Origin of the sequence: Streptomyces sp. MMBL 11-1 (assembly GCF_028622875.1) — a bacterium.
GTDB lineage: Bacteria > Actinomycetota > Actinomycetes > Streptomycetales > Streptomycetaceae > Streptomyces.
In genome coordinates this window covers 6,121,509-6,137,044 of the sequence record NZ_CP117709.1, presented here as the reverse complement: position 1 = coordinate 6,137,044, position 15,536 = coordinate 6,121,509, and the positions used below count along the sequence as shown (strand labels likewise).

General features: G+C 70.0%; 12 protein-coding genes. 5 read left to right on the top strand and 7 right to left on the bottom strand.

The features are described from left to right. Positions 1-132: 132 nt before the first annotated feature. From PSQ21_RS27460 to eccB, 7 genes are all read right to left on the bottom strand, one after another. Positions 133-429, bottom strand: coding sequence for a WXG100 family type VII secretion target (locus PSQ21_RS27460; protein WP_274033898.1), 297 nt, complete (start codon positions 427-429; stop codon positions 133-135). Between the two features lie 36 nt (positions 430-465). Next, a complete protein-coding gene (locus PSQ21_RS27455) occupies positions 466-819 on the bottom strand; it encodes a WXG100 family type VII secretion target (protein WP_274033897.1) in 354 nt (117 codons plus the stop codon). 78 nt (positions 820-897) lie between these two features. After that, positions 898-2,130 carry a S8 family serine peptidase gene (locus tag PSQ21_RS27450; protein WP_274033895.1) on the bottom strand — a complete coding sequence of 411 codons (1,233 nt, stop codon included), beginning with the start codon at positions 2,128-2,130 and terminating at the stop codon, positions 898-900. A 28-nt stretch (positions 2,131-2,158) separates the two neighbouring features. Continuing rightward, the gene (locus PSQ21_RS27445; RefSeq protein ID WP_274033894.1) at positions 2,159-3,829 is read right to left on the bottom strand and encodes a hypothetical protein; all 1,671 of its coding nucleotides are present in this window, start codon (positions 3,827-3,829) and stop codon (positions 2,159-2,161) included. After that, positions 3,826-4,308 (bottom strand): hypothetical protein, encoded by a 483-nt coding sequence (locus tag PSQ21_RS27440; protein ID WP_274033893.1) that lies wholly within the window; start codon positions 4,306-4,308, stop codon positions 3,826-3,828. Before PSQ21_RS27440 ends, PSQ21_RS27445 begins: the two co-directional genes overlap by 4 nt. A gap of 169 nt (positions 4,309-4,477) precedes the next feature. Beyond that, positions 4,478-5,740, bottom strand: coding sequence for a type VII secretion-associated serine protease mycosin (gene mycP / locus PSQ21_RS27435; protein WP_274033892.1), 1,263 nt, complete (start codon positions 5,738-5,740; stop codon positions 4,478-4,480). A gap of 13 nt (positions 5,741-5,753) precedes the next feature. Further along, positions 5,754-7,286: a type VII secretion protein EccB gene (gene eccB / locus PSQ21_RS27430; protein ID WP_274033891.1), complete on the bottom strand. Its 1,533-nt coding sequence runs from the start codon at positions 7,284-7,286 to the stop codon at positions 5,754-5,756. Positions 7,287-7,470: 184 nt separating this feature from the next. Here eccB and eccE point away from each other — a divergent pair, with 184 nt between their 5' ends. The 5 genes from eccE (at position 7,471) to PSQ21_RS27405 (ending at position 15,536) form a co-directional block, all read left to right on the top strand. Continuing rightward, positions 7,471-8,826, top strand: a complete 1,356-nt coding sequence (gene eccE, locus PSQ21_RS27425) for a type VII secretion protein EccE (RefSeq protein ID WP_274033890.1) — start codon at positions 7,471-7,473, stop codon at positions 8,824-8,826. Beyond that, entirely contained in the window at positions 8,823-9,533 is a 711-nt protein-coding gene (locus PSQ21_RS27420; protein ID WP_215102984.1) for a hypothetical protein, read from the top strand. The genes eccE and PSQ21_RS27420 overlap by 4 nt, the downstream gene beginning before the upstream one ends. An 86-nt stretch (positions 9,534-9,619) precedes the next feature. Further along, the gene (locus tag PSQ21_RS27415) at positions 9,620-9,853 is read left to right on the top strand and encodes a DUF397 domain-containing protein (protein ID WP_032792700.1); all 234 of its coding nucleotides are present in this window, start codon (positions 9,620-9,622) and stop codon (positions 9,851-9,853) included. Between the two features lie 359 nt (positions 9,854-10,212). Next, positions 10,213-13,440 (top strand): SCO5717 family growth-regulating ATPase, encoded by a 3,228-nt coding sequence (locus PSQ21_RS27410; protein ID WP_274033888.1) that lies wholly within the window; start codon positions 10,213-10,215, stop codon positions 13,438-13,440. Positions 13,441-13,658: 218 nt separating this feature from the next. Then, positions 13,659-15,536 (top strand): ABC transporter substrate-binding protein, encoded by a 1,878-nt coding sequence (locus tag PSQ21_RS27405; protein WP_274033886.1) that lies wholly within the window; start codon positions 13,659-13,661, stop codon positions 15,534-15,536.

Genomic DNA, 15,536 nt, shown 5'->3' with positions numbered 1-15,536 from the left:
CCGACCTCGGGAAACAGCTCAGGGTGGACACCTCCCGCGCGTGTCCACCCTGCTGTGCTGTGCTGTGGTGCTTTTGGTGCTGTGCTGTGCTGTGCTCTTGGTGCTGTGCAGTGGAGCTGTGCCCGAACTCCGTTAGAAGTTCGCTGCCGCCCGCTTGTCACCACTGCGGTAGATGGGCGACGCCTCGCTGACCTTGTTGGCGATTTCCTCGAGGTTGGCGCGGATGGCGTCGGCGTCCGTCCTCCACCTGTTCTGGGCGGCGGTGTAGGCCTGCTTCGCCTCGCCCTCCCACACTTCCGAAACCTTCGCGATCATGGCCTGGATCTCTTTGAGGTCCATGTCGAGCTGCTTCGCCTGCTTCTTGATCTCACCGGCCGCGAGATCAAGGCTCGCGTAAGTGACGACCGTCGTACCGTCGTTGGTTCCCATGCGTTCCTCCGCTGCTTTCGAGTTACGGGATAAGGGTCAGAAGCTGTTCAGGCTGGAGGACTGTTCCTTCGCGCTGGTGTTGTGGCCCTCCACAACATCCACACCCGCGAGGGCCTGGCGGATCTCGTCCTCGTTGTCGCCCGAGATGGTACGGGCGGCCTTGATGGACTCCTGGAAGCGGACGAGCTGCTTGGCCAGGCTGACCATGCGGTTGTTGATCTCGGTCTGCTTCTGGTTGAAGTGGTTGGCACCGATGCCCTGCCACTTGCCTTCGAGGTTGTCGATCGTCGCGTGGAGCTGCCGGAGCTGCCCCTTCACCGAGTCGAACTTGATGCCGAGGTCACCCTCGAGCTTCAGGAGCGCGGCATCTGAGACCTTCTGGTCTGCCATGGTTCTCTTTCCCTTTCGGTTGGTTCTGCCAGGCCGGCATGGGTCGCCGACCGGTACCTGCGGTACATGGGCGTGCGGTCAAGCGGCCTTACGCCTGCGGACCACGGCGTAGGCCACTCCTCCGAGCACGACCACAACTGCGGCCACTCCGAGGATCAGGCCCAACTGGCTTTCGTCCCCCGAGGACTTGGATTCTTCCGCCGCCACGGGCTTGTCACCTTCCGCGCCGTTCTTGGCGGGCTGCGGCGAGGCTGAGGTGGCGGGCTTCTCGGACGCGTCGGCGGGGCCGGTGGTCTTCTTCTTGGTGAGCGGGCTGATGTCCGGGTCGCCGGGGTCGCCCTTGCCCTTGAGGACGTTCATCGAGGGGCGGATGAGACCGTGACCGAGGTACGTGCTGGTCTCGCCCTTCTTCCAGTCACGGCTCGCCGTGTCGAAGAGGACGTTGAGTACCTGGTTGGCGGTCCAGTCGGGGTGGAGGGACCAGACGAGGGCGGCGGAGGCGGAGGCGATGGCGGTGGCGGCGCTGGTGCCGCCGTCGCCGTCGCAGTAGCTCTTGAAGGAGTTGTCGCACCATCCGGGAACGTCGCTCCCGGGGGACGCGACGTCTACGGAACCCGAGTGCTGCGAGTAGTACGAGACCTTCCCACTGCGATCCGCCGAGGCAACACCCACTACCTCGGGGTACGAGGCCGGATACTGCTTCCGGTTCTCCTTGTCCCCCTCATTGCCGACGCCGGCGATGACCAGCTTTCCCTTACTTTCAGCATATTTGACGGCTTCATGCTCCTCGCGATCGGAGAAGTCGTCAGCCATAGAAACGCTGATGATCTGTGCATCACTGTCGGCTGCGGCTCGGATGGCTTTCTTCATGTCGCCGATAACAGTGTTGCGTTTCGTCATAAAGCCGACGTCGCTCATGCGCACAGGAATGATTTCGGCTCCTGGGGCAAGTCCCTTCAGAGCGCCTCCCTTGCCCGTCCCGGCGATCAACTCGGCCATCGTCGTACCGTGCCCGCGGTAGTCGTCGGTTTCGTCGCCGGGCGCACCAGTAACGTCAACCCCCTTGAGGACCTGCCCTCGCAGCGACGGCGTCGAGGAGTTCACTCCCGTGTCGACAACAGCAACTTTGATGCCTTCGCCGGTCGTGACCTTCCACATTTCCTCAGCCTGCATCGCGCTGAGATACCACTGCTTCGCCTGCGTGTCAGCTGCGGCAGGCTGCGCCACGCCGACAAACACCACGCTCCACGAAGCGGCTACAGCCAGCGCGCTGAGCACGCGCCCATGAGCCCGGCCCATTCCTGCTGTCATCCCGGCTTCCGTACCTTCCCTGGGGCTGCTACTCGACCACCGGCGGCACGGCCCCGCGCCGCCCGGCATTCCACGTCTCTTCGTCTTCCGTCAGGTAGTCGGGGCGGGGCGAACCGTTGTCATCGTCCTCCCGGCCGGCGTTCTGCCGACCGGCAGGACCACGTACGAGACCTGCCCCGCCAGCGGTGAAGCCCTTGGCGTTCGAGCCGGCACCGGCAGTCTTGCGAGGAGCGCCCACGACTCCGTTCGTACCCGAAGGCTGACCGGGTCGACCACCGGGTCGGGAGGTGGAAGATGCTGCTCCGCGTCCTCCGATCACTCCCCGCTCGCCGGTAGCCCCGGCGGAAGCTCTGCCCTGAAGCGCACTCTGGGGTGTTCCTCCGACGATGCCGGTTCTACCACCCGAACGAGGTCCGCCAACTGTGGACGTACCCCCCTGGCCGGTGATCGGGCGTCCGGTCGTAGAAGTAGGACGGCCGGTGACCGGCGACTGCGGGCCGGCCGGCGAGCGGCCGGTGGACGATCCTCCGTCGCCCATGGGGCCGGGACGACCGATCGAAGGCCCACCAGGGTTCTTGGCTACGGGTCCTGACCCTGTGGGCTGTGCCTTGCCCAGGACAGGGCCGGGCTGGTTCACCGTCCGCTGCGTCAAAGGTCCCGTCGTACGCGGCGGGTTCCCCTGCTTTGTGGTCATGATGGGGGGCGGCGGCACTGGCGTCGGCGGCATCCCGGGCGGACCCGTCGCTGGCGTGGGAGACGGCAGCGGTGGCGGGCTGAGGACCGTCGGCGGAGTCTTGGGAGGAGCGACACTGTTGATCTCCGTCCCTGTTCCCCTTTCCGGCAAGAGCACTGAGCCGAGATCCTCAACTTGGGAACGGGGGGCTGGAGCCACCGAACCAGAGTCCCCCGTTGCGGAGCGGCCTGAAGAGCCTGGGCCTGCACTGCTGCTGCCCAGAGCCTGGGAGCCCGTAGAGCCGGAGGAGACGGGGAGAGGGGCCGGGCCAACCTTGATCGGCTGCGGCATACTGATACCGAGGCTCTTCTCGAACCGCGGCGGCTCCTGCCCCGCCAGCACCTCCTCGGAGACCGAGTAGTACGACGCCAACCGGTTGATTTGGTTGATCGCCTCCTGCCGGTTCTTCTCCACCTTGACAGCGGCCTCGTACTCCGGGTTGGCCTCGATCCGGCCCGGGAACCCGATGTCGTCCGGCATCTTCCGGACCAGCCTGCTGTCGCGCGGCGGCATGGCGCTCTTCACCGACGCCAGGCCGGTGCCCGCGACCGTGATCTGGGTGCCGGCCGCGTCCGCGAAGTCGCCCAGCTTCTCGGCGTGGGCGACCAGGCCCGTACCGAAGGCTCGGAAGGCCGTGCCGGACTCGCCCTCCCAGTCGACCCCCTTGAGGTGGTCCTTCAGTTCCTTCGCCGCGCGCCGGATGGCGTCCCTGGCCTTCCAGAGGGCCTCGCCCGCGCTCTCCAGGTGTTCCGGGTTGGAGTTCTCCACCAGGTCGATGATGGCGTTGAGCTCGTGTCCCTCGAAGGAGGTACGGCCCCCGGCGCGGGGGTTTCCGAAGCCGAAGGATTCCATGACCCGGCCGGCCGTCTCGGTCATGTCCGTGACGACGATCTGGGTCTGGACCCGTCCCTCGTCCTGCTTGTGCTGTTCGGCCGGAGTCAGGTTCGGCTGCTTCTCGTCGCTCATTCCGCTGCCCACCCGGAGTCCGACTGCGTCTCGTTGTTGGTCTGTTCAGGCTTCGTCTGCTCGGACTTCGCGTGCTTCTCGCGTTCCTCGTCCATGCGCGCCTGGATCTCGTAGAACCGTCGCCTGATGTCGTCCTCGACGTTGTCGAAGCCGACGGCCGCCGCGTGCACGCCCAGGCTCAGGTACTCGATCTGGTCGCCGAGGGACTTGGAGAGCGAGACGAGGGAGGAGTGGACCCGGTTGTACTGGGTGTAGAGGCCGTCCGCCTCCGCGAAGCGTGCGTTCGGGCCGCTCAGTGAGGCTCGCGAGACCTTCTGGTCGGCGACCTTCGTCCTGCTGGCCGCCGAGCCCTCGAAGTCCGCCAGCAGCGCATCGACACGACTCTTGAACTTCTCCAGCGCACCCACTCCGCGCCTGAGGTCCCCCGTACCGCCACCGCCACCTGGATCGGTCACAATGCCGTCCTCCCCGTTCCGCATCCCCGTTTGCTCGGATCGTTCCGCGTTGCTATCGCACCGACGCGGTCCGATCCGATCTCATCCCGACAACTCTAGTCACTGTGTACGACAGCGCCAATCGACTTGAGCACCACGTGACTTGTCTCATGGGCGACTCGACGACTCCTCACCGCTTTCGGCTGTCCCGCCGCTACGCCTCGCCCGCCAAGCGCCCCGCGCGTCTCCGCTTGTCCCGTACCGCCACGGCCGTACCCGCGATGGCCGCCACCAGGACGCCGCCGCCGACCATGACGTACGTCGCCAGGCGTGCGTTCCGCTCGTCGGCCGTCTCGCCCAGGTGCAGTTCGGCGGGGGTAGGGGCTTTGCCCTTGCTCATCCCCTCGCCCGCGACCGGGCGGTCGATCGGTTTGTCGTCCTCGGTGAGGGCGCGTACCGGGTCCACCACGCCCCAGCCGACCAGGCGGTCGTGGCCCGCGACCGAGCGTTCCGCCGTCTGCTGCATCTGCGCGACGATCTGCTCCTGCGTCCACTCGGGGTGCTTCGCCTTGATCAGGGCGGCGACGCCGGCGACGTACGGGGCGGAGAAGCTGGTTCCGTTGTCGGCGCAGTGTCCGCCGCCGGGGACCGTGGAGATCATGTCCACGCCGGGGGCGGCGATGCCGACGAAGTCGCCGGACTGGGAGAAGGCCGCTCGTTCGTTGTTCCGGTCCGAGGAGGCGACCGCGAGGACGCCCTTGAAGGAGGCCGGGTAGGTCTCCTTGACGTTGCCGCCGAGTCCGTCGTTGCCGGCCGAGGCGACGACCACGATCTCCCGGGCGAGAGCGTCGTCCACAGCCTGTCTCAGGGCCGGGGACGGCTTCACGGCGTCGGCGGTGTCCTGGGAGATGTTGATGATGTCCGCGTCGGCCTTCTCGGTGGCGTAGCGGATGGCGAGGGCGAGGGTCTCGGCCGTTCCGTGGCCCTCGGCGTCGTTCTGCTGGAGTGGGATGATCGTCGCGTCGGGGGCCAGGCCGCTGAAGCCCGTGCCCTTCATCTCGCGCGCGGCGATGATGCCGGCGACTTTGGTGCCGTGGCCCACGGTGTCCGTGGTGCCGTTCTCCTTGCCGCGCTCGATCTTCGTCCCGTCGTCGGCCTTGAGGTTCTTCGGCAGGAAGTTGCGGCCCGCCCCGGTGTCCACGGCGGGTTTGAGCTGTTTGTTCCTGACGTCGACGCCGGTGTCGATGACGGCTACGCGTACGCCCTTGCCGGTGGACTGCTTCCACACCTCGTCCAGCAGGACGCGTTGCAACGCCCAGGGGCGGCCCGGGTAGTTCTTCGAGGGGAACGTGCACTGGGTCGAGTCGGCCGCGGCCGCCGGCAGCGCCGGCAGGGTGACGACGAGGACGGCCGTGGCCGCCGCGGCGGTGAGCAGGCGGCGGGTCGTGCCGTGGTGGTCGTGGTCGTGGGTCGCCATGTCCGTGCCTCGCTCACGAGCCCTGCGGCTGGCTGGCCGCGCCGGTGGAGAGCCGGGGGCCGGTCGGCAGGAGGGCGGACCAGGCCGCCGGTACGGGGTTGGGGTCGACGTCCTTGTAGCCGAGCCGGTTCTGCGCCTGCCGCGCCTCCTCCTGCTGGGACTCCCGCTCCTTCTTCGAGCCGGATTCGCCGATGCCGGAGTCGTCCTGGCCGCTGTCGCTGTTGGACTGCATCGCGTAGCGCAGGCCGGTGTCGGTGACCAGGAACAGGAAGCCGGCGCTGGTCGTGGAGCCCTTGAACTGGCGGAAGAACTCGCCCGATCCCGGCGTGACATAGGCGCTGCTGGAGCCGGTGGGGAGCGTCGCGGGGAAGCTCGTTCCCACCCACGTGCTCAGCGTGGTGGTGCCGCTGTCCGCGTCGACGCCGCGCAGTACGTTGCACACGGTGTTCCGGCTGCCCTTCGTGACGTCCGGGGAGTTGACGGCCTCGGGCTTGCTGACCGGCCAGTCCTTCTTCTGGTTGAAGGGTGCGCCCGGTTCGAGTTCGGCGGCGCTGACCGGCTTGGCGTTGCCCGCCTGCTCCAGGTCCACCAGCTGTCGGCTGCTGAGCAGGAGTTTGGCGGTGAAGTCCGAGACGGGGGCGACCCTGCCCGGCAGGACGACGTAGCTCTGGGTCTTGGTTCCCGCCGTGGCGGTCAGGACCATGCCGACCCTGTTCGACTCCTCGTCGAGCGTGCCGGGGGCGCCCGCCGGGGCCCCGGGGGTGCCGTCCACGGTCGGGAAGGTGATCGGGGCCCCGGTGTGCAGCGTCGCCAGCCAGGCGGCCGAGACCCGTTGGGGCTCGGCACCGTGGTCGACCAGGGTCCGCAGGAGCAGTTCGTCCTTCTTGACGGGGTAGGCCTTGCCGGCGGCGTCCACGATGTAGCGGGTCCGGTCCGGTCCGGGTCCCTCGACGTACATCAGCTCACCGCCGCTCAGGGCGTTCTTGCCCTCGGTCTTCTTCTCCTCGCGCTCGGCGAAGATGAAGGTCGCCTTCTGGATGGCCCTGCCGCCCTCGCCGGGCCGTTCGCAGACCGCCCAGCGTTTGGCCGCCCCCGCCTCCTTGGAGTCGGGCAGCCGGTCGGGGGCGTACGGGATGCCGAGCGTCGCGCCGTGCGGAATCTTGCCGCTGTCCAGGACCGATTCGCTGACGTTGACGACGGTGCCCTTGTCCGGGGCGAGCAGGAGCTTGGCCGAGGCCATGTTCAGGACGGGGTGCAACTGCTTCTTGCCGTCGGTCTCCAGCACCACGTAGCGGGTGGTGGATTTGCTGGCGATGATGACGTGTTCCTTGGCGGCGTCCCACTTCTGCGGGGCGACCGGCTTGAACATGCCCCAGGCGCCGAAGACGGCGAGGACCACGACGGCGATGATGGCCCCGGGCAGTACCGCGCGCAGCGGTTTGGGGGCGCCTTCCTCGGAACCTGTGGGGTTGGGCTGCAGAAACTGTGCGATCAACCTCCGCTTCGCAAAGGTATAGGCGTTGAGCTCATCCCGCCGTGATGCCATGTGTCCGCTGCCCCTTCTCCCCAGTGATCGAACAGGGTCCCACACGCACCGTCGGCCCCCGCTGCCGTACCGCGCCCCTAACTATGCCTGCTGGGGTTCCGCTCCCCGTGCTCAGGTAGGGTGACGACCCGATCATCACCCGTGTAAAAAGCGGTGAATACGGACACGAGGGGGCAACGCGGCGATGGGTGCAGCTACGCGCGAGCGTACCGGGCGGGCGGGTCGTCGAGCCTCCGGGACTTCCCGGAGGCAACGTAGCAACGAGTCGCCCGCGACGCCTCCCGCCCAGCCCTCCGGCACCCCCGGGCCGAACGCTCCCGCCGCGACGACGCTGCGTTCGATCTCCCGGACCGACCGGGTGCGCCCCGTGCTGCGGCAACTGGTGATCGTCGAGGTGGGCCTCGTGGTCGCCGCCGTGGGCGCGGCGCTCGGGGGCGCCTGGCTGATCCCGTCGCTCGTGGTCCTCGGTCTGCTGGTCGCCCTCGCGGTGGTACGCCGACGGGGCCGCGCGCTCCAGGACTGGATGTCGAGCGCCCTCGGGCTCCGGGCCCGGCGCCGGTCCGCCGGCACACCGCCCTCGGACGCGGAGCCGATGCTGGCGCCGGTCGCCGAGAACGTGCCCGGCTTCGGCCCGCAGGTGTACGTGGACCGGGCCCACCGGACGGTGGGCATGCTCGGCGACGGCACGTTCCTGACGGCCGTGGTGCGGGTGGAGGCGAGCGGCGAGTCGCTGAGGCCCGCGTTCGGCGCCCGGTCGCTCCCGCTGTCGCTGCTGGGCGACGCCCTCCAGGTGGACGACATCGTGCTGGAGTCGGCGCAGTTGGTGCAGCAGGTGCGGTGCGCACCGGCCCCTCATCTGCCGCAGCAGTCGGTGGCCCGGCTCAGTTACGCCCCGTTGCAGGACCAGACCGGTGCGCCCGCGCTGCGGATGACGTGGGTGGCGGTGAAGCTGGATCCCGAGCTGTGCCGGGAGGCCATCGAGGCGCGCGGCGGCGGGATGGAGGGTGCGCAGCGCTGCCTGGTGCGGGTCGCGGATCATGTGGCGAGCCGGGTCACGGGCGCCGGTTTCCAGGCAGTGGTGCTGGATCAGGACGAGTTGAACTCCGCTGTGGCCACCTCCGCGTGCGCCAACCCCATCCTGTCGGGGCGGGCGGGCCGGCCGGACGCCGCACCGCAGCGCCGTACGACGGAGACGTCCCGGGTCTGGCGGTGCGACGACCGCTGGCACACCACGTACGCGGTGGACCGCTGGCCCGAGCTGGGCCGGGGCGCGACGCCGCTGCCGCAGTTGGTCGCGTTGCTGACCTCGGTGCCCGCGTACGCGACGACGTTCAGCCTCACCGTGCGCCGCGGGGTGCGTCAGGGCTCGACGAGTGTGGCCGGTCATGTGCGGGTCACCGGCGGCTCGGACACCGAACTGATCGGCGTGAGAAGGACGTTGGAGCAAGCAGCCCGGCACGCCAAGGTGGGGCTGGCACGACTGGACCGCGAGCAGTTGCCGGGCGTCCTGGCCACGCTCCCGCTGGGAGGCGCACAGTGAGCAACCGGACCGAGCCCCGGCGTGGGCTGCGCGGCCCCCGTCACGCGGGTCACACCGTGGCCGCGGACCACCTGGGGGCGTTGTCACTGCCGGTCGGCGACGACGGGGTGATCATCGGCAACGACGCGAACAACAAGCCGCAGCTGATCGGCTTCCACCGCCCCGTGCCGTACGACGTCACGCTGATCGGCGGGCTGTGGACGGCGCAGGTCCTGGCGCTGCGGGCGGCGGGCACCGGTGCCCGGGTGGCGGTCGAGACCGGTCGCGTCCAGGCCTGGACCACGCTCGCCCAGGCGGCGGGCGCCGGGCTGGAGTGCGTGTCCCTGTACGACGTGGGCCGTGTTCCGCCGACGGGAGCGACGGTGGGCAGCCCCGTGGTGGTGGTGCGGGACTGCGGCATGCGCCCGCCGCGCGGCCGGGTGGTGTCCTCGCCGTGGCAGTCCGTGCTGACGCTGCTTCCCTATCTGAGCCCGGTCGCACCACGGTTGATGCGGTCGTCCGCGCTGGTGGGCATCCAGCGGGTCTCGCCCGGCGAGGCCGAGCAGATCGGCCGGATCCTGGGGCTGGCGCGCGCCGAGTACGAGGCGCTGCCCACACTGGCGGACGGTGTCACCCTCTGGGTGGCGGGGCGCGAACACCATTGGGTGATGACGAACGCGACGGACGCCGAGACCGGACTGCTGGGCACAGCTCGCCGGATGGACTGATTCCTGCACCGTTCGACCCACGGACACCCCTCCCTCCGGGGAACATGGACCACGCACCGAATCCGTTCGATCGAAGGGACGCCGTCATGGGCACCCAGCAGGAAAAGGATGAGCTCTACGCTCTCGACATCTCGGATGTGACGTGGCTCAGCGCGCCCGGCACGGAGGAGGCCGAGGAGCGGGTCGAGATCGCGCATCTGCCGGACGGCGCGGTCGCCATGCGCTCCTCGCTGGACCCGGACACCGTCCTGCGGTACACGGAGGCGGAGTGGACGGCGTTCGTCCTGGGCGCTCGCGACGGCGAGTTCGACCTCACGTAGATGCGGCGTCACGCGGGTTCGGTCCCGCGGAGGCGCACAGCCCCGCGAAGGGTGGCCGCCGAGTGGGCCGCCACCCTTCGCCCTGTACGGGTATGGCGTGGATTGACCGTCTCGTCGCCCCCTTTCCTTCGCACGTCGTTCACCGGGGTGTGACACGTGGCCGGTGGGGCGGCGCTTGCCCTGCCCTACGCCCTGCCTGAGTTCACCGGATGGCGATTAGGGTGGGTGGGGCGCGGCAGAAGAAACCTGCGAGCAGGTGATGCGCGTCGCAAGGGGGAGAGCCGGGCGGACCGGCACATCGGGAACGGTCGCCCCCACCCACCACGGCACAAGGGTGCTCGACCACACCAGGAGGCAAAGTGAACGGCGATCGGGACGAGATCCGCGGCGGATGGGACATGCCCGTCGACGAGTCGTCCGACGCGGATCCCGCCGAGATGACGGGTGAGTTCACCATCGACTACACCCCTCCCGCCTGGTACACGCAGAACGCGGCGGGGGACTCGTCGGGAGGAGCGGGCTCGCACCTGGCGCCCCCTCCGCCGCCGGTGGGGGCGCCCCTGTCCTCACCCGACCTGTCGGCCACACCCGGCGGCTTCGACCCCAACTGGGCGCCCGCCCCTCCGGCGCCCGCCGAGCCGGCCGTCCCCGCGGCTCCGGAGGCCCCGGCCTCCCCCACCCCCGTGCCGGAGACGCCGCACGCACAGGCTCCGCACGTGCAGACTCCGCACCCGCAGACTTCGCACCCGCAGACTTCGCACCCGCAGGTTCCGGACGCTCCTGCTCCGTCGACGCCCACGCGGACTCCGGACGCTCCGACCGCTCCGGTGGCCGACAGCCAGGACGCCGGTCCTTTCGGCGGCGGCGATGTGGAGAGCGGCGCGACGATGCGGTTCTCGCCCGCCGCGCTCAAGCGGGAGATCGCGGAGCGCGAGGCGGAAGCCGCAGCCGGATCGGCCGGCGGGGCGGATTCCGGGTCCGCCGCGGAAGGTCTGTCCGGTGCCGGAGAAGCGGACGACAAGAAGGCCGACGCCCTCGCCTCCGGTACGGACTCCGGTACGGACTCCGGTACGGACTCCGAGGACGCGGCCCCCTCCGGTACGTCATCCGAGCCGGCCACCTCCCTTCCCGCGCTCGCCGCCACGGACTCCGAATCCGCCTCCCGTACGGATACGGGCTCCGCGGATTCCGAGGGCGGAGCCGCGACCGGAGCGGGCACCGACGAGGCCGGGGGCCCCGGTGACGCCCCCACCCCCGACGCCGTCACGGGCACGGGCGCGGGCGAGCAGGACGTCGTAGCGCGGAGCACGGATCTCCAGAACGCCGCGCCCCAGGACGCGCCGCCCCCCGCCGCCGACGCCCCGCATGCCGCCGCCGCACCGGTGCCGTGGTCGCCTCCCGCCCAGGGCGGCGCGCTGCCGCCGCTGCCGCCCGCCTTCCAGCCGGCGGCTCCGGGGCCCTCCGCGCCGCAGCCCGCGGCGCAGTGGCCCGGTTCCGCCCCGGCGAACGAGGCGCCCGGCGGCTACGGCTTCCCGCAGACGGGACAGCCGCCCCAGGCACCCCAGGCGCTTCAGCCCCCTCACGCGCCCCAGGTTCCCCAGCAACCGCACCAGCAGCAGCCTTTCCCCGGTCAGCCCGGTCAGTCCGGAACCGGCGCACCGCTGCCACCTCAGGCTCACCCGCAGGCCCCGCAGGCCCCGCAGGGCGCGGGCGGCTACGGCTTCCCGCCGCAGGGCGGGTACGGCTTCCCTCAGACCGGCCAGCCCGGACAGACCGGCCAGCCGGGACAGCCCGGGCAGCCCGGACAGCCGCCCAACGCGCCGCAGCAGCACGCCCCCTTCCCGGCCCAGGGCACCCCGAACCTCCCTCCCGCCCCGCAGCAGCCGGAGGCGTACGGACAGCACCCCCAGGCCGCCCAGGCCCAGCCGCCGCACCAGCAGCAGCAACCGCCCGTCGACCCGCGTACGGGCGGAGCCTGGCCCACCCCCGTCGCCCACGACCAGCGCGAGCGGTCGGTGCCCGGCGCCCCGCTCGGGTACACGGCGGCCGTCGAGCTCTCCTCCGACCGGCTGGTGCGGGGCAAGCAGAAGGCCAAGAGCAGCCGTAACCCCTCGGCCGCCTCCCGGTTCAAGCTGGGCGGCAAGAAGGAGGAGGCCGAGCGGCTGCGCAAGCTGGAGCTGATCCGCACCCCAGTGCTGTCCTGCTACCGCATCGCCGTCATCAGCCTCAAGGGCGGTGTCGGCAAGACCACCACGACCACCGCCCTCGGTTCGACGCTGGCCACCGAGCGGCAGGACAAGATCCTCGCCATCGACGCCAACCCGGACGCCGGAACGCTGGGCCGACGGGTGCGCCGCGAGACCGGGGCGACCATCCGCGACCTGGTCCAGGCGATCCCGTACCTCAACTCGTACATGGACATCCGCCGGTTCACCTCGCAGGCGCCCTCCGGTCTGGAGATCATCGCCAACGACGTGGACCCGGCGGTCTCCACGACGTTCAACGACGAGGACTACCGGCGCGCGATCGAGGTGCTCGGCAAGCAGTACCCGATCATCCTCACCGACTCCGGCACCGGACTGCTGTACAGCGCGATGCGCGGGGTGCTCGACCTCGCCGACCAGCTGATCATCATCTCGACGCCCTCGGTCGACGGCGCGTCCAGCGCCTCCACGACGCTGGACTGGCTCTCGGCCCACGGCTACGCCGACCTGGTGCAGCGTTCGCTCACCGTCATCTCCGGCGTTCGCGAGACCGGCAAGATGATCAAGGTGGACGACATCGTCCAGCACTTCGAGACGCGCTGCCGCGGAGTCGTCGTCGTGCCGTTCGACGAGCACCTGGCGGCGGGCGCCGAGGTCGACCTCGACATGATGCGGCCCAAGACCCGTGAGGCGTACTTCAACCTCTCGGCGCTGGTGGCCGAGGACTTCGCGCGGGCGCAGCAGCAGCAGGGGCTGTGGACGGGGGACGGCCAGAACCCGCCGCCGCAGTTCGCCCCGCCGATGCCCGGTCAGCAGGGCTACCCGGCACCCGCCCAGCCGATGCCGATGCCGGGACAGCCGATGCCCGGCCAACAGGGTGGCCCCGGCCAGCAGGGCGGCCCCGGTCAGCACGCTCCCGGCCAACAGGTCCCGGGCCAGCACGCTCCCGGCCAGCAGGTCCCGGGCCAGCAGCCGTACGCACCGCAGCAGCCCGGCCCCGGCCAGCCCTTCCCGCAGCACCAGCCGCAGCCGCAGCCGCAGCCGCAGCACCCCGGGCAGCCTCAGCAGGGGCAGCAGCAGCCGTACGCCCAGCAGCAGCCCTACGGCGGGCAGCCGCCGTACGGGGGATATCAGGCGGCCGGTCAGCCGGGCGGCCCCCATCCTCCGCAGGCGCCGCAGGGCGGACCGCAGAACGGGTGGCTCCAGGCGCCTCCCCCGCAGGCCGGGCCGGGCGCACCCGGGGCCGGTACGCCGCAGCCGGAGCAGCAGGAGCAGCAGGGCGGGCAGGCCGCCCCGGCAGGCCGGCCCGAGTCGCAGGGCCCGGTGCCTCCCGCCGGCTGGCAGCAGACGCCTCCGCAACCGCCGCCGGCGCCTCAGCAGTAGGGCCGAAGTGGTGTAGACCAATGGGGGTAAGCGTAGGGCCGACGAAGGGCCCGCACCGCTCGCGCGGTGCGGGCCCTTCCGCTATTCCCGCAGCCCACACGCTGTTTGACTGACCGTTGACGAGCCTCGACAACCGCTGATAAACCTTCGCTTCACCAACTGGCGAACCAGAGATCTACCCGCCTTCTTCAGCGAGTGATGACGCGAGGTCCCCGTCCATGGTCACTAGAGTTCCCCACCACTCCACCCGGCCACGCCGACGCCTGCGCCTCCTGCTGGCCTCCGGCGTGGCCGCCCTGGCACTCACCGCCGGATCCGTCGTACCCGGAAACCTGCTCGCACCCGCCCCCTCCGAGGCGCGCGCGGACGACGGGAAGACGACGCTCACGGTCGCCGTCGCGCAGAGCGTCGACTCGCTCAGCCCGTTCCTGGCGCAGCGGTTGCTCAGCACGAGTATCCACCGGCTGATGTACGACTACCTGACCAACTACGACCCCAAGGACAACAAGGCGATCCCGGGACTCGCCACCGCGTGGGAGCCCTCCGCGGACAAGCTGACGTGGACGTACACGATCCGCTCCGACTCGAAGTGGTCCGACGGGCAGCAGGCCACCGCCGAGGACGCCGCCTGGACGTTCAACAAGATGATGACGGACGAGGGCGCCGCGACCTCCAACGGCAGCTTCGTCGGCAACTTCGAGAAGGTGACCGCGCCGAGCAAGGACCAGCTGGTCATCACGTTGAAGGAGCCGCAGGCCACGATGGCCGCACTCGACGTGCCGATCGTCCCGAAGCACGTCTGGGAGAAGGTCGGCGACTTCTCGAAGTTCAACAACGACAAGCAGTTCCCCATCGTGGGGAACGGGCCGTTCATCCTGACGGACTACAAGGTCGACAGCTATGTGAAGCTGAAGGCCAACAAGGACTTCTGGCGCGGGTCGCCCAAGTTCGACGAACTGGTCTTCCGCTACTACAAGGACCAGGACGCGGCCGTGGCCGCCCTGCGCAAGGGCGAGGTGTCGTTCGTCGCGGGCAGTCCCAGCCTGACCCCGGCCCAGTCCGCCTCGCTGGAGAAGGCCCCGGACATCAAGGTGAACGACGCCCCGGGCCGGCGCTTCTTCGCGCTCGCCGTCAACCCCGGAGCCCGTACCAAGGACGGGCAGAAGTTCGGTGACGGGCACCCGGCACTGCTGGACCAGAAGGTGCGGCACGCGCTGTTCATGGCGGTCGACCGCAAGACCATCATCGACAAGGTCTTCCAGGGCCACGCCGTCGAGGGCGAGGGCTACATCCCGCCGCGCTTCGGCGACTACTTCTGGAAGCCGTCGGCCGACCAGAAGCTCGCCCACGACCCGGCGAAGGCCGCGGCCCTGCTGGACGAGGCCGGGTACAAGAAGAACGGCTCGGGCAAGCGCGTCGGCAAGGACGGCAAGCCGCTCGACTTCCGCATCCTCTGCCACGCCACCGACCCCAACGACAAGGCGATCGGCAAGTACCTCCAGGAGTGGTGGGGCGAGCTGGGCATCGGACTGAAGGTCGACTGCCTCGACAACGTCTCCGACCCCTGGTACGCCGGTGAGTACGACCTCGCCTTCGACGGCTGGTCCGTCAACCCCGACCCCGACTTCGTCCTGTCGATCCACACCTGCGCCGCCCTGCCGGCCAAGGCGAAGGAGACGGCCGCGACCGACAACTTCATCTGCGACAAGCAGTACGACGAGCTCTACAAGAAGCAACTGGCCGAGTACGACCCCGCCAAGCGGGCGGATCTGGTCAAGCAACTGGAGTCGCGGCTGTACGACACCGGGTACATGAACGTCATGGCGTACCCGAATGCCGTCGAGGCCTACCGCACCGACCACATCGAGTCCATCACCACCATGCCGTCGGCCGCCGGCAACATCTACGGCCAGGACGGCTACTGGAGCTGGTGGTCGGCGGTCCCGGCCGCCGGGGCCTCCTCGTCCGGCTCCTCCGACTCCGGTGGCTCCTCCACCGGGGTGCTCATCGGGGTCGGGATCGCCGTCGTCGTCCTCGCCGGTGGCGGACTCCTGTTCGCCATGCGTCGCCGCTCCACCGCGGAAGACCGTGAATAG

Coding starts and splice junctions, on each gene's coding strand:
- PSQ21_RS27460 (WP_274033898.1), bottom strand. CDS start 429: ATGGGAACCAACGACGGTACGACGGTCGTCACTTACGCGAGCCTTGAT.
- PSQ21_RS27455 (WP_274033897.1), bottom strand. CDS start 819: ATGGCAGACCAGAAGGTCTCAGATGCCGCGCTCCTGAAGCTCGAGGGT.
- PSQ21_RS27450 (WP_274033895.1), bottom strand. CDS start 2,130: ATGACAGCAGGAATGGGCCGGGCTCATGGGCGCGTGCTCAGCGCGCTG.
- PSQ21_RS27445 (WP_274033894.1), bottom strand. CDS start 3,829: ATGAGCGACGAGAAGCAGCCGAACCTGACTCCGGCCGAACAGCACAAG.
- PSQ21_RS27440 (WP_274033893.1), bottom strand. CDS start 4,308: ATGCGGAACGGGGAGGACGGCATTGTGACCGATCCAGGTGGCGGTGGC.
- mycP (WP_274033892.1), bottom strand. CDS start 5,740: ATGGCGACCCACGACCACGACCACCACGGCACGACCCGCCGCCTGCTC.
- eccB (WP_274033891.1), bottom strand. CDS start 7,286: ATGGCATCACGGCGGGATGAGCTCAACGCCTATACCTTTGCGAAGCGG.
- eccE (WP_274033890.1), top strand. CDS start 7,471: ATGGGTGCAGCTACGCGCGAGCGTACCGGGCGGGCGGGTCGTCGAGCC.
- PSQ21_RS27415 (WP_032792700.1), top strand. CDS start 9,620: ATGGGCACCCAGCAGGAAAAGGATGAGCTCTACGCTCTCGACATCTCG.
- PSQ21_RS27405 (WP_274033886.1), top strand. CDS start 13,659: ATGGTCACTAGAGTTCCCCACCACTCCACCCGGCCACGCCGACGCCTG.